General features: G+C 71.4%; 18 protein-coding genes. 10 read left to right on the top strand and 8 right to left on the bottom strand.

What is annotated here, in order from left to right; genetic code table 11:
- The first annotated feature begins 30 nt into the window (after positions 1 to 30).
- Positions 31 to 1,176: an acyl-CoA dehydrogenase family protein gene (locus tag OHA21_RS04610; protein ID WP_328470462.1), complete on the top strand. Its 1,146-nt coding sequence runs from the start codon at positions 31 to 33 to the stop codon at positions 1,174 to 1,176.
- 366 nt (positions 1,177 to 1,542) lie between these two features.
- On the opposite strand, the gene OHA21_RS04605 is transcribed toward OHA21_RS04610, so the two are convergent.
- A complete protein-coding gene (locus OHA21_RS04605) occupies positions 1,543 to 2,124 on the bottom strand; it encodes a maleylpyruvate isomerase N-terminal domain-containing protein (protein WP_328470460.1) in 582 nt (193 codons plus the stop codon).
- A gap of 239 nt (positions 2,125 to 2,363) precedes the next feature.
- Between OHA21_RS04605 and OHA21_RS04600 the strand changes: the two genes are divergently transcribed.
- Positions 2,364 to 2,744, top strand: a complete 381-nt coding sequence (locus OHA21_RS04600) for a TIGR03668 family PPOX class F420-dependent oxidoreductase (protein WP_328470459.1) — start codon at positions 2,364 to 2,366, stop codon at positions 2,742 to 2,744.
- A 175-nt stretch (positions 2,745 to 2,919) separates the two neighbouring features.
- On the opposite strand, the gene OHA21_RS04595 is transcribed toward OHA21_RS04600, so the two are convergent.
- The 6 genes from OHA21_RS04595 to OHA21_RS04570 form a co-directional block, all read right to left on the bottom strand.
- A complete protein-coding gene (locus tag OHA21_RS04595) occupies positions 2,920 to 3,366 on the bottom strand; it encodes an Lrp/AsnC family transcriptional regulator (RefSeq protein WP_328470457.1) in 447 nt (148 codons plus the stop codon).
- A 320-nt stretch (positions 3,367 to 3,686) separates the two neighbouring features.
- Entirely contained in the window at positions 3,687 to 4,826 is a 1,140-nt protein-coding gene (locus OHA21_RS04590) for an acyl-CoA dehydrogenase family protein (protein WP_328470455.1), read from the bottom strand.
- Positions 4,827 to 4,891: 65 nt separating this feature from the next.
- Positions 4,892 to 5,230: a hypothetical protein gene (locus tag OHA21_RS04585; protein WP_328470453.1), complete on the bottom strand. Its 339-nt coding sequence runs from the start codon at positions 5,228 to 5,230 to the stop codon at positions 4,892 to 4,894.
- Positions 5,231 to 5,274: 44 nt separating this feature from the next.
- Positions 5,275 to 5,460: a hypothetical protein gene (locus OHA21_RS04580; protein ID WP_328470451.1), complete on the bottom strand. Its 186-nt coding sequence runs from the start codon at positions 5,458 to 5,460 to the stop codon at positions 5,275 to 5,277.
- Entirely contained in the window at positions 5,460 to 6,125 is a 666-nt protein-coding gene (locus tag OHA21_RS04575; RefSeq protein ID WP_328470449.1) for a response regulator transcription factor, read from the bottom strand. The genes OHA21_RS04580 and OHA21_RS04575 overlap by 1 nt, the downstream gene beginning before the upstream one ends.
- The gene (locus OHA21_RS04570; RefSeq protein ID WP_442875066.1) at positions 6,122 to 6,943 is read right to left on the bottom strand and encodes a sensor histidine kinase; all 822 of its coding nucleotides are present in this window, start codon (positions 6,941 to 6,943) and stop codon (positions 6,122 to 6,124) included. The genes OHA21_RS04575 and OHA21_RS04570 overlap by 4 nt, the downstream gene beginning before the upstream one ends.
- A 139-nt stretch (positions 6,944 to 7,082) precedes the next feature.
- Here OHA21_RS04570 and OHA21_RS04565 point away from each other — a divergent pair, with 139 nt between their 5' ends.
- Positions 7,083 to 7,775 carry an ABC transporter ATP-binding protein gene (locus OHA21_RS04565; RefSeq protein WP_328470447.1) on the top strand — a complete coding sequence of 231 codons (693 nt, stop codon included), beginning with the start codon at positions 7,083 to 7,085 and terminating at the stop codon, positions 7,773 to 7,775.
- Positions 7,772 to 10,087 (top strand): ABC transporter permease, encoded by a 2,316-nt coding sequence (locus tag OHA21_RS04560; RefSeq protein ID WP_328470445.1) that lies wholly within the window; start codon positions 7,772 to 7,774, stop codon positions 10,085 to 10,087. The genes OHA21_RS04565 and OHA21_RS04560 overlap by 4 nt, the downstream gene beginning before the upstream one ends.
- A 3-nt stretch (positions 10,088 to 10,090) precedes the next feature.
- Here OHA21_RS04560 and OHA21_RS04555 read toward each other — a convergent pair whose 3' ends face one another.
- Positions 10,091 to 11,212: a hypothetical protein gene (locus OHA21_RS04555; protein WP_328470443.1), complete on the bottom strand. Its 1,122-nt coding sequence runs from the start codon at positions 11,210 to 11,212 to the stop codon at positions 10,091 to 10,093.
- 37 nt (positions 11,213 to 11,249) lie between these two features.
- On the opposite strand from OHA21_RS04555, the gene OHA21_RS04550 reads away from it, so the two are divergent.
- From OHA21_RS04550 to OHA21_RS04525, 6 genes are all read left to right on the top strand, one after another.
- Complete coding sequence (locus tag OHA21_RS04550) at positions 11,250 to 12,158, top strand: 5'-3' exonuclease (protein WP_328470441.1); 909 nt, start codon at positions 11,250 to 11,252, stop codon at positions 12,156 to 12,158.
- Between the two features lie 105 nt (positions 12,159 to 12,263).
- The gene (locus OHA21_RS04545) at positions 12,264 to 15,308 is read left to right on the top strand and encodes a putative bifunctional diguanylate cyclase/phosphodiesterase (protein ID WP_328470438.1); all 3,045 of its coding nucleotides are present in this window, start codon (positions 12,264 to 12,266) and stop codon (positions 15,306 to 15,308) included.
- Between the two features lie 96 nt (positions 15,309 to 15,404).
- Complete coding sequence (locus tag OHA21_RS04540) at positions 15,405 to 16,067, top strand: GNAT family N-acetyltransferase (protein WP_328470436.1); 663 nt, start codon at positions 15,405 to 15,407, stop codon at positions 16,065 to 16,067.
- A 24-nt stretch (positions 16,068 to 16,091) separates the two neighbouring features.
- Positions 16,092 to 16,877 carry an SAM-dependent methyltransferase gene (locus OHA21_RS04535; RefSeq protein WP_328470434.1) on the top strand — a complete coding sequence of 262 codons (786 nt, stop codon included), beginning with the start codon at positions 16,092 to 16,094 and terminating at the stop codon, positions 16,875 to 16,877.
- A gap of 136 nt (positions 16,878 to 17,013) precedes the next feature.
- On the top strand, positions 17,014 to 17,148 hold the full coding sequence (locus OHA21_RS04530; protein WP_328470432.1) for a hypothetical protein: 135 nt from the start codon (positions 17,014 to 17,016) through the stop codon (positions 17,146 to 17,148).
- Between the two features lie 489 nt (positions 17,149 to 17,637).
- Positions 17,638 to 18,291: a hypothetical protein gene (locus OHA21_RS04525; protein ID WP_328470430.1), complete on the top strand. Its 654-nt coding sequence runs from the start codon at positions 17,638 to 17,640 to the stop codon at positions 18,289 to 18,291.
- The last annotated feature ends 480 nt before the right edge of the window (positions 18,292 to 18,771 follow it).

The following is an 18,771-nucleotide window of genomic DNA, read 5'->3' as shown; positions in this document are numbered from 1 at the left end:
ACGGCTTGCCAGCACCTTGAAGGGATCGACATGAACCTCGACCTCACCGATGAGCAGCGAGCCTTCGCGGCCGCCGTCGACGAGTTCTGCCGCCGCGAGGCCGGGACCCGGGCGCAGCGCGACGCGCTCAGCGGCAACGGCGAGCATGCCCACCACCAGGGGACGTATCAGAAGCTGGCCGATCTCGGCTATCTCGGCGCGTCCATCCCCGAGCAGTACGGTGGGTCCGGCGGCGGCATGGTCGACACCTGTCTGTTCCAGGAGCGCGTCGGGTACGGAATGCTGCCCATCGGCGGCTTCACCACCTCGGCCATCGTCGCCGCCGCCGTGCAACGCTCCGGCTCCGAGGCTCAGAAGAAGACAGTCCTCGGCGGGCTCACCTCCGGCCGGACGTATTCGATCGCCATGTCCGAGCCAGAAGCCGGCTCCGACGTCGCCGCTCTGGCCTGCCGCGCCGAGCCCGGCCCCGACGGTGGATACCTGGTCAATGGCCAGAAGACGTGGTGCTCCAACGCCCACTTCGCCGATGCGATCCTGCTGGTCGCCCGCACCGGCGGCATCCCCGGCGAGCACGACGGTCTCACCATGTTCCTGGTCCCCACTGACACGCCAGGCCTGCGCATCTCCGGCATCCCGACGATGGGCGGCAAAGAGGTGAACGATCTCTACTTCACCGACTGCGTCCTGCCCGCCGACACCGTCGTCGGAGTGGTCGGCGGCGGCTGGTGGCAGCTGATGGCCGGCCTCAACGTGGAGCGGCTCATCCTCGCCGGCCTCATGCTCGGCACCGCCCAGCGCGCCTTCGACGACACCCTCGGCTACATCAAGCAGCGCAAACAGTTCGGCCGCCCGATCGGCAGCTTCCAGGTGCTGCGGCACCGCATCGCCGACCTGGCCACCGAGATCGAGTGCTGCAGCCTGCTGGTGCACCGCACCGCCGAGCTGGTCGACCGCGACCCGGCGAAGGTGCTCCCACGGGAAAGCTCGATGGTCAAGCTGAAGGTGACCGAGGTGGCACGCGAGACGGCCCTCGCCGGCATGCAGATGATGGGCGGCTACGGCTACGCCACCGAGTACGACATGGAGCGGCATGTGCGCGCCACCCTGGTCTCCACCATCTACGGCGGCACCAGCGAGATCCAGCGCGACATCATCGGCAAGACCTACGGTCTCTGACGGCGTGGGTTCGGGAAGGCTCGCCGGTCACGCTCCTTCATCGGTACGGGTGAACGCAGTCCCAGGAAACCGTGGCCGTCCCTGGGCTACCGCGCGGCCATGTGCCACTCAAGGCCGCCCGGCGACCGCCGGGCTTAAGCAGGTGGCCGGGCCCGGCTCGGCCGACCATCGCGACATCAGTTTCCGGGCTGAGCAGTGCTGGAGGTCAGCGAGGCACTCCGGCTGACACTCAACGTCGCTTCATGCCGCCAAAAGCAGCACTGTAGGTCAGCTGGACGGCCCGGCTGACAATCAGCGTCGCTTCCCGCCAGCTTCCCGCCAGCTGAAGCGACGCTGAAGGCCAGCTGCGACAGGACGGCTGTTGATCTAGTCGCCGGCGGCGCGGAGCGTCCAGGAGGTGCGGCGAGGGTGGTCGGGTAAGGCGATTCGGCCGGTGCACCACAACAGCACGTCGGCAGGATCGCCGGGTGGGGCGTATGGGAAGAGGCGGGACAGTACCGCGGCGCAGAGTGGGGGTGGTGGGAACCAGTCGATCGCCAGCCCGGCGCAGATGTCGGAGGTGTGGATCAGGATTTCGTTGACGCCGAGCGCGGCGAAGCCGGATGGGTCGGTCGGGCCCCAGTGCCACGCCCGCGCGTCCGGGGTGGCGGAACGCAGCGCAATGCTGAGCAGGTCGGCGCTGGTCGCGGCGATCTGGAGGATCTGGGCCGGTGTGGCTTCGGGGCGGATGGTCAGGTCCAGCGGTAAGTAGGTGTCGGCCGCTCGAGCGGTCAGCTGGGTCGCGTAGGCCATCAGGTCGTGCGCTATGTGCGCCGCCGTCTCACGGCAGCTCCATTCCAACGGGCCGGCCGGGACGGCCCAATCGGCCTCAGCAGGCAGAGCCCGGACGGCTGGGGTGAGGGCGGCCAGCATCGCGGTCTTTGCGGCATCGACGTCGTCGGCGTTCATCGGGGTCAGCATGGCAGGCGGTGCAGCTCAAGGGTGCCGGGCTTTGTGGGGACGGCGCGTTCGAAGGCTCGCGGGTGGTCTCGGGGTGCCGGGGGTTGTGGGGGACGGTGTTTACCGACGGCGGGATCGTAGGCTTGCGGGGTGGAGTTCGGCGTTGGCATTGCTGCTGCTGAGGACGCTGTGGGGCTGCGGGAGGGTGCGCGGTGGGAGCAGCGGGCGACTGCCGGGTTCGGTGGGTGATGACGCCGGCTGAGCGGTTTGCCGCGGCTCGGGTGGCGCGGCTGGCGACTGTGCGGCCGGATGGCTCGCCGCACCTTGTGCCGATTGTGTTCGCCCTGTTGGGGGACGTGATCAGCACGGCGGTGGATGGGAAGCCGAAGCGGCACCGGCAGTTGCAGCGGCTGGCCAACATCGCGCATGAGCCGCGGGTCAGTGTGCTGGCCGATCACTACGACGAGGATTGGTCGGCGCTGTGGTGGGTTCGGGCGGATGGCCTGGCCACCGTCGTCGAAGAGCCCGAGTCGGCGTTGTTGGAGCGCTATCCGCAGTACGCGGAGATGGCGCCGCCCGGTCCGTTCCTGCGGATTCGGGTGGAACGGTGGACAGCCTGGCCCAGCTGAGAGCAGGCCGCCGAGAAAGTGGGTGTCCGAGCACGAGAAGAGGGCGCCCGGAAAAGGGCCAACCGGGAAAGGACCGACCCGGAAAGTGCCAGCCAGCGAGAGCGGTTGGCCGGAGAGGGCCGACCGGAAAAGCGCCAGCCAGGGGAGAGCGGTTGGTCTGGGGCGCGGCGGACGGTCAGTCGGCGATGCGGGGTGGGCGGTTCTCGTACGGGGTGGACAGGACGACCGTCGTGCGCGTGGTTACGTTGGCGGCGGTGCGGATGTCCTGGAGTAGGCGTTCCAGGTCCGCGGGGCTTTTCACCCGTACCAGGAGTAGGTAGAAGTCCTCGCCGGCCACTGAGTAGCAGGAGTCGATCTCGGTCAGGTGGGCGAGCCGCTCGGGGGCGTCGTCCGGCTGGGACGGGTCGAAGGGGCGGATCGCCACGAACGCCGTCAGGGGTAGGTCGAGCGCCTCGAAGGACACCCGCGCGGCGTAGCCGGTGATCACGCCGCGCTGTTCGAGGCGGCGGACCCGCTGGTGCACGGCGGAGACGCTCAGCCCTACCCGCTCGGCCAGGTCGGTGTATGACAACCGGCCGTCCGCGGTCAGGGCCGACACGATCGCCCGGTCGATCTCTTCCACGGCCGTCACATTACTGGTCGGTCAAGCAAGCGCGGCTCGCCGGGCCAAGACCGGCGACCTGGGCCATGAAGGCGAGGAAGCGGACAGGCGCGCAGGGGCAGGCGGGCAGGCGGCAGGCGCAGGCGCAGGCGCAGGCGCAGGCGCAGGCGAGGAGACGAAAGCAGGAAGCAACGAAGACGGAGTGAGCGGGATGGAGGGGGCGGGGATGGAGGGCGCGGATGGAGCAGGCGCGGATGGAGCAGGCGCGGATGGAGCAGGCGGGGATGGAGCGAACACGGCCGCGGCGGGGAAGAGGCCCGCCGCGGCGGGTGGGCGGTGGATTACGCGATCATTGCGCGGGAGATGACCAAGCGCTGGATCTGGTTGGTGCCTTCGACGATCTGTAGGACCTTGGCCTCGCGGAACCAGCGTTCCACCGGGTGGTCGGCCGAGTAGCCGTAGCCGCCTAGCACCTGCACCGCGTCGGTGGTGACCCGCATGGCGGCGTCGGTGGCGAACAGCTTGGCCTTCGCGGCCTCGATGGAGAACGGCCGGCCGGCGTCCTTGAGGCGGGCCGCGGCCAGCAGCAGCGCGCGGGCCGCCGACACCTGGGTTGCCATGTCGGCGAGCATGAAGCCGACGCCCTGGAAACGACCGATGGGCCGGCCGAACTGTTCGCGCTCCTTCGCGTACGCCGTCGCGTAATCCACCGCGCCCTGTGCCAGGCCGACCGCGCAGGCTGCAATGCCGAGACGGCCCGCGTCGAGGGCCTGCATGGCGATGGCGAAGCCTTCGCCTTCCGCACCGACCAGCCGGTCCCGCGGCACCCGCGCGTCCTCCAGCACGATCTGCGCCGGCGCCGCCGCGCGCAGGCCCATCAGCCGCTCCCGCTGCTGCGGCAGCAGGCCCGGCGTGCCGGCGTCGGCCAGCAGGCAGGAGATGCCGCGGGCGCCGGGCTGACCGGTACGCACGAACAGGTTGTAGAAATCAGCCGTGCCCCCGTGCGTGATCCACGCCTTGGTCCCGTTGACCACCCAGTCGTCACCGTCGGCAACCGCGCGGGTCGCCAGGTTGGCAGCGTCCGATCCGCCCTGCGGCTCGGAGAGGCAGTAGGCGCCGAGCAGCTCGCCACCGAGCATGTCGGGCAGCATCTTGCGCTGCCGCTCGGTGCCGAACCCGGCCACCGGGAAGCAGCTCAGCGTGTGCACGCTGACCGCTTCGGCGATCCCCAGCCAGGTCCCGGCGAGCAGTTCCAAGACCTGGAGATATACCTCGTACGGCTGACCTGCGCCGCCATCGGCCTCGGAATAGGGCAGTCCAAGCAGCCCGGAACGTCCCAGGGTGCGGAGAATGTCGCGGGGGAACTCGCCGCGCGCCTCGAAGTCGTCGACCTTGGGAGCGAGCTCGCGGGTGGCGAGCTCCCGGGTGAGGTCGAGCAGGTCTTGTGCTTCAGGGGTGGGAAGCAGTCGGTCCACGGTCATGCGCAGAGCTTAACGAACGTTCAGCCCCGATGCCGGGCGGTGCCGCGGGTCGGCACGTTCCGGTTTCAGGTGCGGGCCTCCGCAATGGCGGCGATCTGGCCGAGCGCGCGATAAAGGTCCCAGCGCAAGCCTGGCAGGGCGTCGGACGGGAGCCCGTCGAACAGTTCGGCGAGCCGGTCCGCCACCTCCTCCGCGGCCGCCGGGTGCTGCCGGATCACCTGCACCAGGCTGTCGGCCGCGAATTTTGAGGCGTTGGCCCACCTGTCGTCCGTCAGGATCAAGTTGATCAGGCCGGTTACCAGCGTCGGCGAGTACTCGGCGTTTCGCAGCGCACCGCAGGCCTGCTCCCGCAGGAAGGTCTGGTCACCCTGGGCGACTAACGGCTCGGCGCCCGGGACCAGCACCTTCGCCAGCTCGGCGGCGCCCTCGTGCTCCAGGAACCCGGCGTTCAGGTCGTAGCTCGCAGCCGGACACCGTGCGCGGTCTGCACCTGCTCGTAGGCGCGGCCCAGCGCCTTCTCCAGCGCCCGCTCGTCCAGCACCCGCGCTTTGACCCCTCGGGCGACCAGCTTGCCGGCCTCGGCGCCGACGGCCTTCGCGATCGCGGTCAGGGCGGTGGTGGAAAGCGGCTCCATCAACCATCTCCCGGGGTGACGAGCCCCGTCTCGTAGGCCAGCACGACGGCCTGCGCCCGATCGCGCAGATCCAGTTTCGCGAAGATCCGGGCGACGTGCGTCTTCACCGTCGCCTCGCTGAGCGTCAGGGTATCGGCCAGCTCCGTGTTGGACAGTCCCCGCCCGAGCAGGGTCAGCACCTCCAGCTCGCGCGGCGTCAGCGCGGTCAGGTCGCGGTGCACGGCCGGGGCCTCGTCGCCGGGGACCGCGAACCGCTGCACCAGCCGCCGGGTGATCGACGGGGCGAGCAGGGCGTCGCCGGTGCCGACCAGGCGGACCGCGTTGGCCAGGTGGTCGGCGGTGACGTCCTTGAGCAGGAAGCCGCTGGCGCCGATGGCCAGGGCGGCGTAGACGTAGCGGTCCAGGTCGAAGGTGGTGAGCATGAGCACCCGGCAGTCCGGGTTGCGGGCCAGGATGCGGCGGGTGGCCTCCAGGCCGTCCATGCCGGGCATCCGGATGTCCATCAGCACCACATCCGGGCGCAGTCGCCGCTCGGCCTCGACCGCGGCGGCGCCGTCCGCGGCCTCACCGGCGACATCGATGCCGCGGGCGGTCAGGATCAGCCGGAAGCCGGTCCGGATCAGCTCCTGGTCGTCGACGATGAGAACTCTCGGGGGCGACGTCATGCCGGATCCTCCAGCGGGAGGCGGGCGCGCACCCGGTAACCGCCGCCGAGGCGCCGGCGGGCGTCCAGATCACCGCCGTAGACGGCGACCCGCTGCCGCAGCCCGAGCAGGCCACGGCCGGCCCCGGCGCCGGGCGAGGACGGTACGGGTGAGTCGCCGGTCAGCACACTCGGGCCGGTGGTCAGCACCTCCACCCGCAGGGCGCGTTCCGCGTACCGGATGGTGACCTCGGCCTTGCCGCCGGCGCCGTGCTTGAGCGCGTTGGTGAGCGCCTCCTGCACGATCCGGTACGCCGTGACGTCGACGCCGGACGGCAGCGGCCGCGGCTCGCCGGAGACCCGCACCTCGACCGGCAGTCCGGCGAACGCGATCCGGTCGACGAGACGGCTCAGGCTGCTCAGCGTGGGTTGCGGCGCGAGATCCGTACCCTCGCTGTCTTCTTCTCCGTCGGCGGCCGGCGCCAGCAGGCCCAGCAGATGCCGCAGCTCGGTCATGGTGGTCCGCCCGGCGCGCTCGACCTCGCTGAGCGCGGCCACCGCCTCGTCCGGCATCGTGCTGAAGACCTCGCGGGCCGCGCCCGCCTGCACGATCATGACGCTGACGTTGTGGCTGACGATGTCGTGCAGCTCGCGGGCGATCCGGGCGCGTTCCTCGTCCACCGCCGCCCGGACCGCGATCGCGCGCTCACGTTCCAGCAGCCAGCCGCGTTCGCCCAGGTCACGCTGATGCCGGCGGCGGGCGCGCAGAAAGGCCGCGGCGAATCCCGCGGCGGCGAGGACCGCCACCGCGAGCGCGATCAGAAGCCACACCGTCCCCACGACGCCAACCCTGTCAGAAGCGCGCGAGCGGCACATCATCCCGGGCGCGGACGCGGCTACATCCCCGGGATGAGGGCGGCGCCGGATTGCATCCGCCGAAGGATGACCTGCGGGGTACGCGCTCCGTAGCGTCCCTGCCATGACCACAGACAGCCGAGTGGTACGCCTCGACGGCGTACGCAAGGAGTACGGGGACACGGTGGCGCTGGACGGCGTCTCGCTGGAGATCCACGCCGGCGAGGCGGTGGCCGTGATGGGACCCTCCGGCTGCGGCAAGTCCACGCTGCTCAACATGATCGCCGGCCTGGACCGGCCGACCGCCGGCGAGATCACCGTGCACGGCGAGCGCCTGGACGCGATGAACGAGAAGGGTCTGGCGCTGTTCCGCCGGCACCACCTCGGCATGATCTTCCAGTTCTTCAACCTCCTCGACGACCTCTCCGCGCTGGACAACGTGGCCCTGGCCGCGCAGCTCACCGGCACCCGCCCCGGAACGGCCCGCAAGCGCGCCCTGGAACTGCTCGGCGAGCTGGGCATCGCCGGCCGCAAGGACGCCTACCCGGCGACCCTGTCCGGCGGCGAACGGCAGCGGGTCGCGGTGGCCCGGGCGCTGATGAACCGGCCGGCCCTGCTGCTCGCCGACGAGCCGACCGGCGCGCTCGACAGCAAGGCCGGCGAGCAGGTGATGGACCTGCTGCTCGACCTCAACCAGATCGGGCAGACCCTGCTGATCGTCACCCACGACGAGCGGCTGGCGCACCGCTGCGCCAGCCGGCTGATCGAGCTGGCCGACGGCCGGATCGACCGCGAGTCCGCCCTGGACCGGGTGTGAACGCCGTCTGGACGGCTGCGCGGGCCGCGGTCCGCAGGCGCAAGCTGCAGACGTTCGTGATCTTCCTGGTGGTGCTGATGTGCACCGCCACGGTGACCGTGTCGCTCGCCCTGCTGGACGCCGCGTCGGCGCCGTTCGACCGGGCCTTCGAGCAGCAGAAGGGCGCGCACGCGATCGCCGCCTACGACCCGGCGAAGGTGACCGGCGCCGAGCTCGCCGCGGCCCGCACCGGCGTATCGGCGATGACGGGACCGTTCGGCCAGGTGGTGCTGGAACCGGAGGAGGACCGGGCGCCGGGCGTCGACGGTCCGCTGACCGTGGTCGGGCGCGCCGATCCGGGCGGCGAGGTCGACCAGGTCGACGTGTGGCGGGGCCGGTGGCCGTCCGCGCCCGGCGAGATCGTGCTCGACGAGGTGCCCCAGTTCGACGAGTGGGCGCTGAACATGCTCGACGAGCGCACGACCGTGACGGCCGGCGGGAAGACGTTCACCGTGGTCGGCTGGGCGTTCAGCCTGAGCGGCTCGGCGGACGCCTGGGTGACGCCGGAGCAGATCGCCGCGCTGAAGCCGAGCGGAACCCAGATGCTGTACCGCTTCACCGGTGACGTGTCGACCCGCGCCGCCGTCGACCAGCGCATGGCCGGGGTGACCACGGGGCTCCCCGACGGCGCGCTGCTCGCGGCCCAGCCGTACCTGGTGATCAAGGAGGACGCGGCCGCCGAGCCGGGCGTCTACCTGCCGTTCCTGGCCACCTTCGGGGTGCTCGGCCTGCTGGTCGCCCTGATCATCGTGGGCAACGTGGTGAGCGGCGCGGTGATCTCCGGGTTCCGGCACATCGGGGTGCTCAAGTCGCTCGGATTCACCCCGCGGCAGGTGGTCGCCGTCTATCTGACGATGGTGTCGGTGCCGGCGGTGATCGGCGCGATCCCGGGCACGGTGCTCGGCGCGTTCGGGGCGCGGGCGTTGCTGTCGAACACGTTCGCGGGGCTCGGCTTCGGGGTGGGCACCGGCGCCCGCCTCTGGGTGTGGATCGTGGCGCTGCTCGGCGTACCGGGACTGGTTTTCCTGGCCGCGCTGCTGCCTGCTCTGCGTGCCCGCCGCCTCTCCGCGGCCGAAGCGATCAGCGCCGGGACCGCGCCGCGACGCGGGCGTGCGCTGCGGATCCAGCGCAGTCTTTCCGGTACGCGCCTCCCGCGCTCGGTCAGCCTGGGTCTGGGCCTGCCCTTCGCCCGGCCCGGCCGCACCGCGCTGACCATGGCGTCACTGCTGCTCGGCGTGGTCTCGGTGACCTTCGCGACCGGCCTGTCCGGCTCGCTCATCCGGGTCGGCGAGGTGGACGACTACTCCGGCGGCGACCTCGGGGTACGCGCGGACGCCGGCCCCAACAGCACGCCCAGCACCCGCCCGGACGCCGAGGTCGAGCAGCTGCTGCGCGGCCTGCCGGGCGCCGAACGGGTCGCGGTGGCCGTCGGCCGGCAGGTGTCCGTGCTCGGCGACAGCGAACCGATGCAGTTCAACTTCGCCCGCGGCGAGGTCGCCGAGATGGGCTACCGGGCGCAGGTGCTGGAGGGCCGCTGGATCGCCGCCGACGACGAGGTGGTCGCGCCGAGCCAGCTGCTCAACGAACGCGGCCTGGCGATCGGCGACCGGCTCACCGTCGAGATCGACGGGGTGCGCAGCTCGTACACCATCGTCGGCGAGACGGTCCGCGGCTTCCCCGGCCCGGAAGGCATGTTCGCCCCGTGGCGCACCTTCGCCGACGCCGAACCGCAGGACTTCTTCTACCAGGTGCAGGTCACCGACGGCACCGACATCGACGCCTACGCGGCGGCGGTGCGGGCCGCCGACCCCGGCCTGTTCGCCTGGAACAACACCGGCGGCAACGAGCTCACCATCGTGGTGACCGGCTTCTCCACGGTGCTCGCCCTGCTGCTGGCCACGGTCGCGGCGCTCGGCGTGCTCAACACGGTCGCGCTCAACGTCCAGGAACGCCGCCGCGACCTGGGCATGCTCAAGTCGATCGGGATGACCCCGCGGCAGGTGGTGATCATGACAGTGACGTCGATGGCGGCGCTCGGGGTGGCCGGCGGGCTGATCGGGCTGCCGCTCGGGATGGCCGCGCACCGCCTGGTCGTGCCGCTCGCCGCGGACGCCGCGAAGGTTCGTCTGCCGGACTACGTGTTCCAGGTCTGGGACCCGGCATCGCTGGCCGTGATGGCGCTCAGCGGGGTGCTGATCGCGGTGATCGGCGCGCTGCTGCCGGCCCGCCGGGCCTCCCGGCTGACCATCGCCCAGGTCCTGCACAACGAGTGAGTGTCACTCCCAGCTGACGGTCTCCAGCTCACCCAGCTCCTCGACGGCGCTGCGGTCCTCGCTCGCCAGGATCCGCAGCATCCGGGCGGCCTCGTCGCCGGTCACGAACCGGCCCCGGGACCGCCCGGCCGCCGCGTCCGGAGTCTCCAGCCACAGCCGGCCACCGGCCTCGCAGGAGACCTGGATCACCGCGTCCGAGCGGGAGGTGAAGACCGCCCAGTTCCCGGGTGTCCGCGCGATGTGCCGGTCCAGCCGCGCCTCGCACTCCTCGACGCTGTGCAGAGCGGGCAGTTCGGCCCAGCCGCGGTCCTCGGTCTGGTAGCGCATCTCCAGCATGTTGGTCTCGGCCGCTCCACCGATCACCGTCGCCAACTCGGTCACGTCCTCCCCGCGGAAGACCGGGGCGAACGCGCGCCAGGCCAGGCGCCGGGGCACGTCCACCTCGCGGGTGAACTCACTGTCCGGCGCGGTCAGGGTGCCGACGACCCGGTCCCACCGGCGCTGCACGACCAGCTCGTAGCCGCGCATGTCGCGGATCTCGACCCGGACGCCGCTCGGGCCCTCCGGCGCGATCTGGGTCAGCAGCCGTTCGGCCGGCCACGGGAAGCGGCGCTTCGAGCGGCGGATCGGGCCACCCGGCCAGTCGTCGAGCAGCCGGGCGTCAGCGCGTGGCAGCGGTTCGCGGTTCCAGTCGTGCACCGGCAACGAAATGCCCTTGCCGGTGGTGGTGAACAGGAACGCGTCCTGTGTCTCGCCCTCGAGGACCTCGCTCCGGTGCGCCGCATAGACGCTGACCGTCCGGTCGGCGAGGTACGGCGTGTCACCGGCGCTCAGCACGACGGCCCGGTCCAGAACCGAGCCGGGCACATGCAGCGGGGCCGTCCTGACGATGTCTGCCGGCTCATCCGGAATCGCCAGCAGCGCGGCGGCCATGTCCTCGCGATATGAACCATTTGTCGCTCGTACCACGGTGACTCGGCCGCTGCGCACCCGGAAGATGATGGTTACCGGGCCGGCCGGCAGCGGCACCGTTTCCGTCAGCACGTCGTGGCCGCCGATCCGGCTCGGCGTCAACGGGAACGGGCGGGCTGCCTGGAGGCGCTCGATGATCTCCTCGTCCGTCACCGGTGCATTTGAGCACGCGGCCGTTAGGGTGGTGGCCGTGACCCGACCCCTGCTGGCCGTCGACGCCCCGAGCCTGTACTTCCGCGCGTTCCACGGCATCCCGGAGAAGGCCGCCCAAACCTCGGCCGGTGAGCCGGTCAACGCGATCCGCGGCTTCATGGACATGCTCGCCCAGCTGATCCGGACCCGGCAGCCCGACCGCCTGATCTGCGCGATGGACAACAGCTGGCGGCCGGCGTGGCGGGTCGAGCTGGTCCCGTCGTACAAGAAGCACCGGGTGGCGCACGGCGACGTCGAAGAGGTCCCGGCCGCCCTCAAGCCACAGATCCCGGTGCTGCTCGAGGTGCTCGCCGCGATCGGCATCCCGGCGTTCGGGGTGGACGGCTACGAGGCCGACGACGTGCTGGGCACGCTCGCCGCCACCCAGCCGGCCCCGGTCGAGGTGGTCTCCGGTGACCGCGACCTGTTCCAGCTGGTCGACGACGCCCGCGGCACCCGCCTGCTGTACTGCGGCCGGGGCGTGGCGAAACTCGAGGACGCCGACGAGGCCCTGGTCCAGGCGAAGTACGGGGTGCCGGCCCGCTGGTACGCGGACTTCGCGGCGATGCGCGGCGACCCCAGCGACGGCCTGCCCGGGGTCGCCGGCGTGGGTGAGAAGACCGCGGCCCGCCTGATCGAGCGGTACGGCGGGGTCGAGCAGATCCTGGCCGCCCTCGACGACAAGGACGCCGGTTTCGCCCCGGGCGTGCGGACCAAGCTTGACGCCGCCCGGGAGTACCTGGCGAAGGCCCTGCCGGTCTGCAAGGTCGCCCTCGACGTGCCGCTGCCCGACTTCGACGCCACCCTGCCGAAGGCCCCGCAGGACGGCGACGCCCTGCTCGCCCTCGCCGAACGCTGGAACCTCGCCGGCTCGGCCCGGCGGCTGGTGGACGCTCTGGCCGGCTGACGCCGGTTGCCGGACGGTTGCGGCTCACAGCGCGATCTCAGGTCGGCCGCGTCGGCTCCGATACGGCGGGGCGGCAACACCGCCGCCTCACGATCGGAGTACGCATTGTCGACGCGAGCCGCTCGCGCGTGCTTCGGCGCCTGGATCCTGGTGCTCACCGGGCTCTACTACGCGTTCCCGGAGGCCCACCTCTACACCTGGGCGGCGCTGGGTTACTCCTGCGCCGCGATGGTGCTGGTGGGCGTACGCATGAACCAGCCGGAACGCAAGGCGCCGTGGTACCTGATCAGCGCCGCGCTGGCCTGCTTCACCACCGGTGACACCTGGTACAACCTGGTCCTGGCGGTGGGCCGGCAGCCGGACTTCCCCGGCCTGGCCGACCTGTTCTACCTGCTGGTGTACCCGCTGCTGACGGCCGCGCTGCTGATGTTCGTCCGGGCCCGCTCGGGCGGCGTGACGAACCGCGCCGCGCTGCTCGACGCGCTGGTCCCGACGGTCGGCCTCGGCCTGCTCGCCTGGGTGTACTGGATCGCCCCGTTCACCCGCTCCGAGCACCTGTCGGTGCTGGAGAAGCTGGTCTCGATCGGCTACCCGCTCGGTGACGTGCTGGTGCTGGCGATGATCCTGCGGATGCTGACCGGCTCCGGCAAGCGCGGCGGCGCGGTGACCACGATCGGGTTCGCCCTGGTCGGGCTGCTCGTCTCGGACATCTTCTACGGCCAGTCGCAGCTCAACAGCGACTGGACGCTGGGCGGGCCGGTCGACCTGGGCTGGATCGTCTTCTATTCGCTGATGGGCTACGTGGCTCTGCAGCCGTCGATGCGGGCGCTCACCCGTACCGCCGAGCAGACCCACACCGACATGGGCCGGCACCGGATCTTCTGGCTCGCGGCGGCCGCCCTGATCGCGCCCGCCGTGCTCGCCCTGGAGTACATGCAGGGCCACGAGATCGAGGCCGCCCGCGGTGGGGTCGTCGACGCGCCGGTGATCGCGGGCGCCGCGGCGGTGATGTTCCTGCTGGTGCTGGGCCGGGTCTCGGACCTGGCGGTGGCGCAGCGGCAGGCCGGCAGCCGGGAACGGGCGCTGCGCCACGCGAGCGCCACGCTGTTCGCCGCCGCCACGGCGGATGATGTCGCGGTCGGCGTACGCCGCGCGGTCGGCCGGCTCATGCCGTCCGACCAGCCCTACCACCTGGACATCCTGCCGGAGGTGTTCCCCGGCGAGGCGGAGATCTCGATGCGGCTGATGCCGGCCGCGGACCTCCCGCACGGCGATGCCGGCGGCTTCACCCACGCGCTCTACGGCACCCAGCCGATGCCGGGCGGCGGGTACGGCGTGATGGTCATCGGCGGGCCGGAAGCGGTCCTGCTGGCGGCACGTGCCTCCTTCGAGGCTCTCGGTGGCCAGGTCGCCGTGGTGCTGGACCGGATCGCGCTGACCGCCGAGGTCAGCCGCCGCGACACCGAGGCCTACTTCCGTACGCTGATCCAGAGCGCCGCCGACGTGATCCTGATCCTCGACGACGACAGCACGATCCGGTACGCCAGCCCGTCGGCGGAGGCGCTGTTCGGGCATGCCGACCCGACCGGCGCGCCGTTCGCCGATCTGCTCGCCGCGGACTCGCAGGAGGCCTGGCGTGAGGTGCTGACCCGGATCGGCCGCTGCGCCGGCGACCTGGACGGCATCGAGCTGGCCGCGGACCGCGACGGGCGGCGCGTGGAGATCGAGTGCGATCTGCGCGACCTGCGGGAGGACACGACCGTACGCGGACTCGTCATCACCATGCGCGACGTGACCGAACGGCGGCGCCTCGAGGACGACCTGACCCACCAGGCGTTCCACGACTCGTTGACCGGCCTGGCCAACCGGGTGCTGTTCAAGAACCGGCTCGAGCAGGCGTTCAGCGTGGCCGCCCGGGACGGCGCCACCCTCGGTGTGCTCTTCGTCGACCTGGACGACTTCAAGGAGGTCAACGACACCCTCGGGCACGCGGTCGGCGACCAGTTGCTGCTCGCCGTGGCGCAGCGGATCTCCGCGATCATCGGGGCGGGCAGCACCGCGGCCCGGATGGGTGGGGACGAGTTCGCCGTACTGGTCGAGCAGAGCAACAACGCCGACGCCGCGGAGGATCTGGCCGCGCGGCTCGTGACCGCGCTGGCCGAGCCGATCGAGGTCACCGGCACCGACGGCAAGGTCCACCAGGTCAGCGGCGCGGCCAGCGTGGGCGTCGCGACCAGCCGGGACGCGGAGAACGCCACCGAGCTGCTGCGCCACGCCGACCTCGCCCTCTACCTGGCCAAGGGCCTCGGCAAGGGCGCGTGGCAGCGCTACCAGAGCGACCTGCACACCCAGATGGTGCAGCGGCTGGAGATGCGTACGTCGTTGCAGGAGGCGATCGAGGACGAGCAGTTCGTGCTGCAGTTCCAGCCGATCGTCGAGCTGGCCGACAAGCGGATCACCGGCGTGGAGGCGCTGGTCCGCTGGCAGCACCCGACCCGCGGAGTGCTCGGGCCGTTCCACTTCGTGGAGGCGGCCGAGGAGAGCGGCGCGATCGTCGGCATCGGCTCGTGGGTGCTGCGGGAGGCGCTGCGCCAGTTCGCGCAGTGGCGGGCGGAGCACCCCGAGTCCTCGCTGCGCTACGTCAGCGTCAACGTCTCGGCCCGCCAGTTCCACAGCGCGGACTTCACCGACGTGGTCCGGCAGGCGCTCGCCGAGACCGGCGCGCGGCCCGAGTGGCTGCTGCTGGAGATCACCGAGAGCCTCGTGCTGCGGGATGCCGACAAGGTCCTTGCGGACCTCAAGGCGCTGCGCGCCATGGGCGTACGCATTGCGATCGATGATTTCGGTACGGGCTACAGCTCCCTGAGTTACTTGCGGCAGATGCCGGTGGACGTGCTTAAGCTGGACAAATCGTTCATCGACGACATCCTGCACAGCCGGCAGCAGCACGCCCTGGTCGACGCCATCATCACGCTGGCTCACAACCTCGACCTCGCGGTCGTGGCCGAGGGCATCGAGCAGTCCGGCCAGCACGGCGCGCTCGACGTCATGGGCTGCCAGTACGGGCAGGGTTACCTGTTCGCCAAGCCGCTCTGGCCGTCCGAGATCCCGGCTCTGGCGGTTGCCCCGGCACCGCTCGCGACCGTATGAGAGTGTCAGAAATCAGCAGATAAGCATGCGCCCCACGAGGGTGGTTCGACGGATATCTACTGGCGCGGGGCGGCGGGAGAGGGCAGGGTCGCAGGTGTGCTGAACAATCCCGTGTGGGCCGCCCTCGCCGGGCCGCAGGCGTGTTTCGCCGAGGCCGCCGGCGAGGCCGCCCGATACCTTCCCGAGATCGCCCCGTTCTGTGCCGTCCGCGACCCCGAGGACCCGGCCGGCTGGCGTGACCTGGCCACCCTCACCGATTCCGCGCTGATGACCGGCCCGACCATCACCCCGCTCGCGGGCTGGCGGATCGAGTCGGAGATGCGCGGGCAGCAGATGGTCGGCCAGAGCATGACCGGCGTGGAGGACCCGGAAGCCGTCCTGCTCACCGAGAAGGACGTGCCCGAGATGCTGGAGCTGGTGGCCCGCGCCCAGCCCGGCCCGTTCCTCAAGCGCACCATCGACATGGGCCGCTACCTCGGCATCCGCGACCCCGACGGCCGCCTCATCGCGATGGCCGGCGAGCGGCTCCGGATGCCCGGGTGGACCGAGGTGAGCGCGGTCTGCACCGACCCCGAGTTCCGCGGCCAGGGTCTCGGCGCCCGCCTCACGATGGCCGTGGCGGCCGGCATCCTGACCCGCGGCGAGCTGCCGTTCCTGCACGTCGTGTCGGACAACGACAGCGCCATCCGGCTTTATGAACGGCTCGGTTTCGAGCACAGCGGCGACGTGGTCTTCGCCTCGCTCAGGGTTGCGAGCTGATCTCTTAAACGGGACACTGCTGCCGTGACGGACAGCATCACGGACAAACTCAACACCGAGATCCCGCACTCGGCCCGCGTGTGGAACTACTGGCTCGGCGGCAAGGACAACTTCGCCGCCGACCGGGCCGTGGGCGACCAGGTCCGGGCGGTCTTCCCGGAGATCGTGGACGCCGCCCGCGAGACCCGGGCCTTCCTCGGCCGGGCCGTCACCCACCTGGCCGGCGAGGCCGGCATCCGGCAGTTCCTCGACGTGGGCACCGGCCTGCCGACCGTGGACAACACCCACGAGGTCGCCCAGCGGGTCGCCCCCGACACCCGGATCGTCTACGTCGACAACGACCCGCTCGTGCTCGCCCACGCCCGGGCGCTGCTCACCAGCACCCCCGAGGGCGTCACCCGCTACATCGACCGGGACCTGCGTGACTCCGCCGCGGTGCTCGCCGATGCCCGCGAGATCCTCGACTTCGACAAGCCGATCGCGCTGATGATGCTCGGCGTCATGGGCCACGTCGAGGACCCCGCGGAGGCCCGCGCCATCGTGCAGGCCCTGGTCGCCGGCCTGCCGCCGGGCAGCTACCTGGCGATGTCCGACGGCACCGCCACCAGCGAGCGGGTGATCGAGTCCCACCGTCAGTACAACGAGAGCGGCGCAGTCCCCTACCACCTGCGCGAGGTCGCCGACTTCACCGCCTTCTTCGACGGCCTCGAGCTGATCGAGCCGGGCGTGGTCCCGACCCCACTGTGGCGCCCCGCCAGCGACGACCGTCCCGTCGTCGACGGGTACGCCGGGGTCGCCCGCAAGCCCTGACCCCCAGTGACGGAAGCGCCGCGGCAGCGAGACAACACCGGGGCAAACCCGCCTTCGGCCGCTCCGCCCTGGCCGGGTAGAGGGCTCGGGCACTCCCGAGCTCGCGCAATGCGCTATCGCCGAAGGGATCACGAAGGTGAAGGGCGTCACCACCGGCGACGTCCTTTGCCTGCGAACCAGCGAGGACCGCATCGCCCGGCTGACCGTCCGCAAGATCAACGCCCGGGAGGGAAGCGTCGGCTTCGACGCCACCGTCTGGGACCACCCCTGAGCCCCTCTCAGCACCAGCCACGTTAGGCCTGCCGGCCCGGACAGCGGCGCAACCTCCGCCCGTCTCAACGCAGGCGGCCGGCGCAACGTCCGGCCATCTCAGCGCCGGCCACCAAGCCCACCAGGGGGCGCAACGTCCGGCCGTCTCAGCGCCGGCCTCCCAGCCCGCGCAGCGGGCGCAACGTCCGCCCATCTCAGCGCCGGCCTCCCAGCCCGCGCAGCGGGCGCAACGTCCGCCCATCTCAGCGCCGGCCTCCCAGCCCCGCGCAGCGGGCGCAACGTCCGCCCATCTCAGCGCGGGCCTCCCAGCCCCGCGCAGCGGGCGCAACGTCCGCCCAACTCAGCGCGGGCCGTAGGCCGGGCGGCGGGCGCAACGTCCGGATGGATCTGTTCGGCTGGCGTTCCGGACGATGACCGGGTGACGAAGTGGTCGCCGGAGCGGCACGAACACCCGTGCCCAAGATCATCTCTCGCACGCCAAGCTGTCCTGATGATCAACGGCCCCGCCGCGTCGTCACCCGAGGAGTACGAGGAGCAGCCCACGACGCTGGTTCCAACCGTCACAGCCGCCCGGCCCGCGCCACACCGCCCGCGCTTCCTCGCGCTGTCGGCGCTGACCGCACTGATGCTCTTCGGCGGCGGGATGATCATCGCCGGTCTGCTGGAACGGCCCGCCGAGCCCTCCTGGGCCACCGGCGAAGCAGCCGACACGACCGACCGCACACCCACGATCGTCGCGACCGCCTCCGACGGAACGCCCACCGGACAGAAACCGGCCGCACAGACACCGGACGGCCAGTCGGGCGCCCCGACATCAGGCACACCGAATCCGGGCGCCGCACCGACAGCCCCGCCGTCGACGAAGCCCTCGCGCAAGCCCAAGAAGAGCAGCGCGCCATCGGCGAAGCCAACGGCTGAGCCGACCAAGACCACCCCGGCCGAAGCGCCGTCCCCCACGAAGCCGGCCGCAAGCCCTTCCCCGACGAAGAAGCCCACGCCATCGCAGACGAGTAGTTCGCCGCAGGTGGTCACCCTCGGTTCCAAATGCTCGACCCCAGGTGCCCGTGCGGTTTCCCAGCTGGGCTTCTCGGTGGTCTGCGCAACGCGCCCCTGGGACGACACACTGCGCTGGCGCTTGGCATGACCGCTCCTGCGCATCACCGGCCAACACAGCCCCGCAATCCCAGCTTCACGCGGCAGATCGGCGGGTGACAGCGCCACCGTGCGGCTGATGCTGCCATTTCGATCTACTTGATCAGTCAGCCGCCCAACAGCGCTGCCTGCCGCGCGGTGGCACAGCATTCCCGCGCGGCCGAGTGATCAACCGAGCGCCAAACCGGGCCTCAGCCGCACGGCAGAGCTGTCACCCCGTGGCGGCACGCGCCTGGTCGCGCAACCGCGAGTCGCGCGAGCACAGAAACGACGCGCACCAGAACCACGCCGCCCGCGGTCGCGCAGGCACAAGAACGACGCGCCCCAGAACCACGCCGCCCGCGGTCGCGCAGGCACAAGAACGACGCGCCCCAGAACCACGCCGTCCGGGTCGCGGCAGCCCAGGATTAGTGCGTCCCCGAGCCGCGCGAGCCCAACGAGTAGCACCAACTCGCAGCCGCGCGGCCCGGAG

It is taken from the genome of Actinoplanes sp. NBC_00393, from assembly GCF_036053395.1.
GTDB lineage: Bacteria > Actinomycetota > Actinomycetes > Mycobacteriales > Micromonosporaceae > Actinoplanes.
Note: the sequence above shows the minus strand (reverse complement) of the source record. Positions and strands in the feature narration are given on the sequence as shown.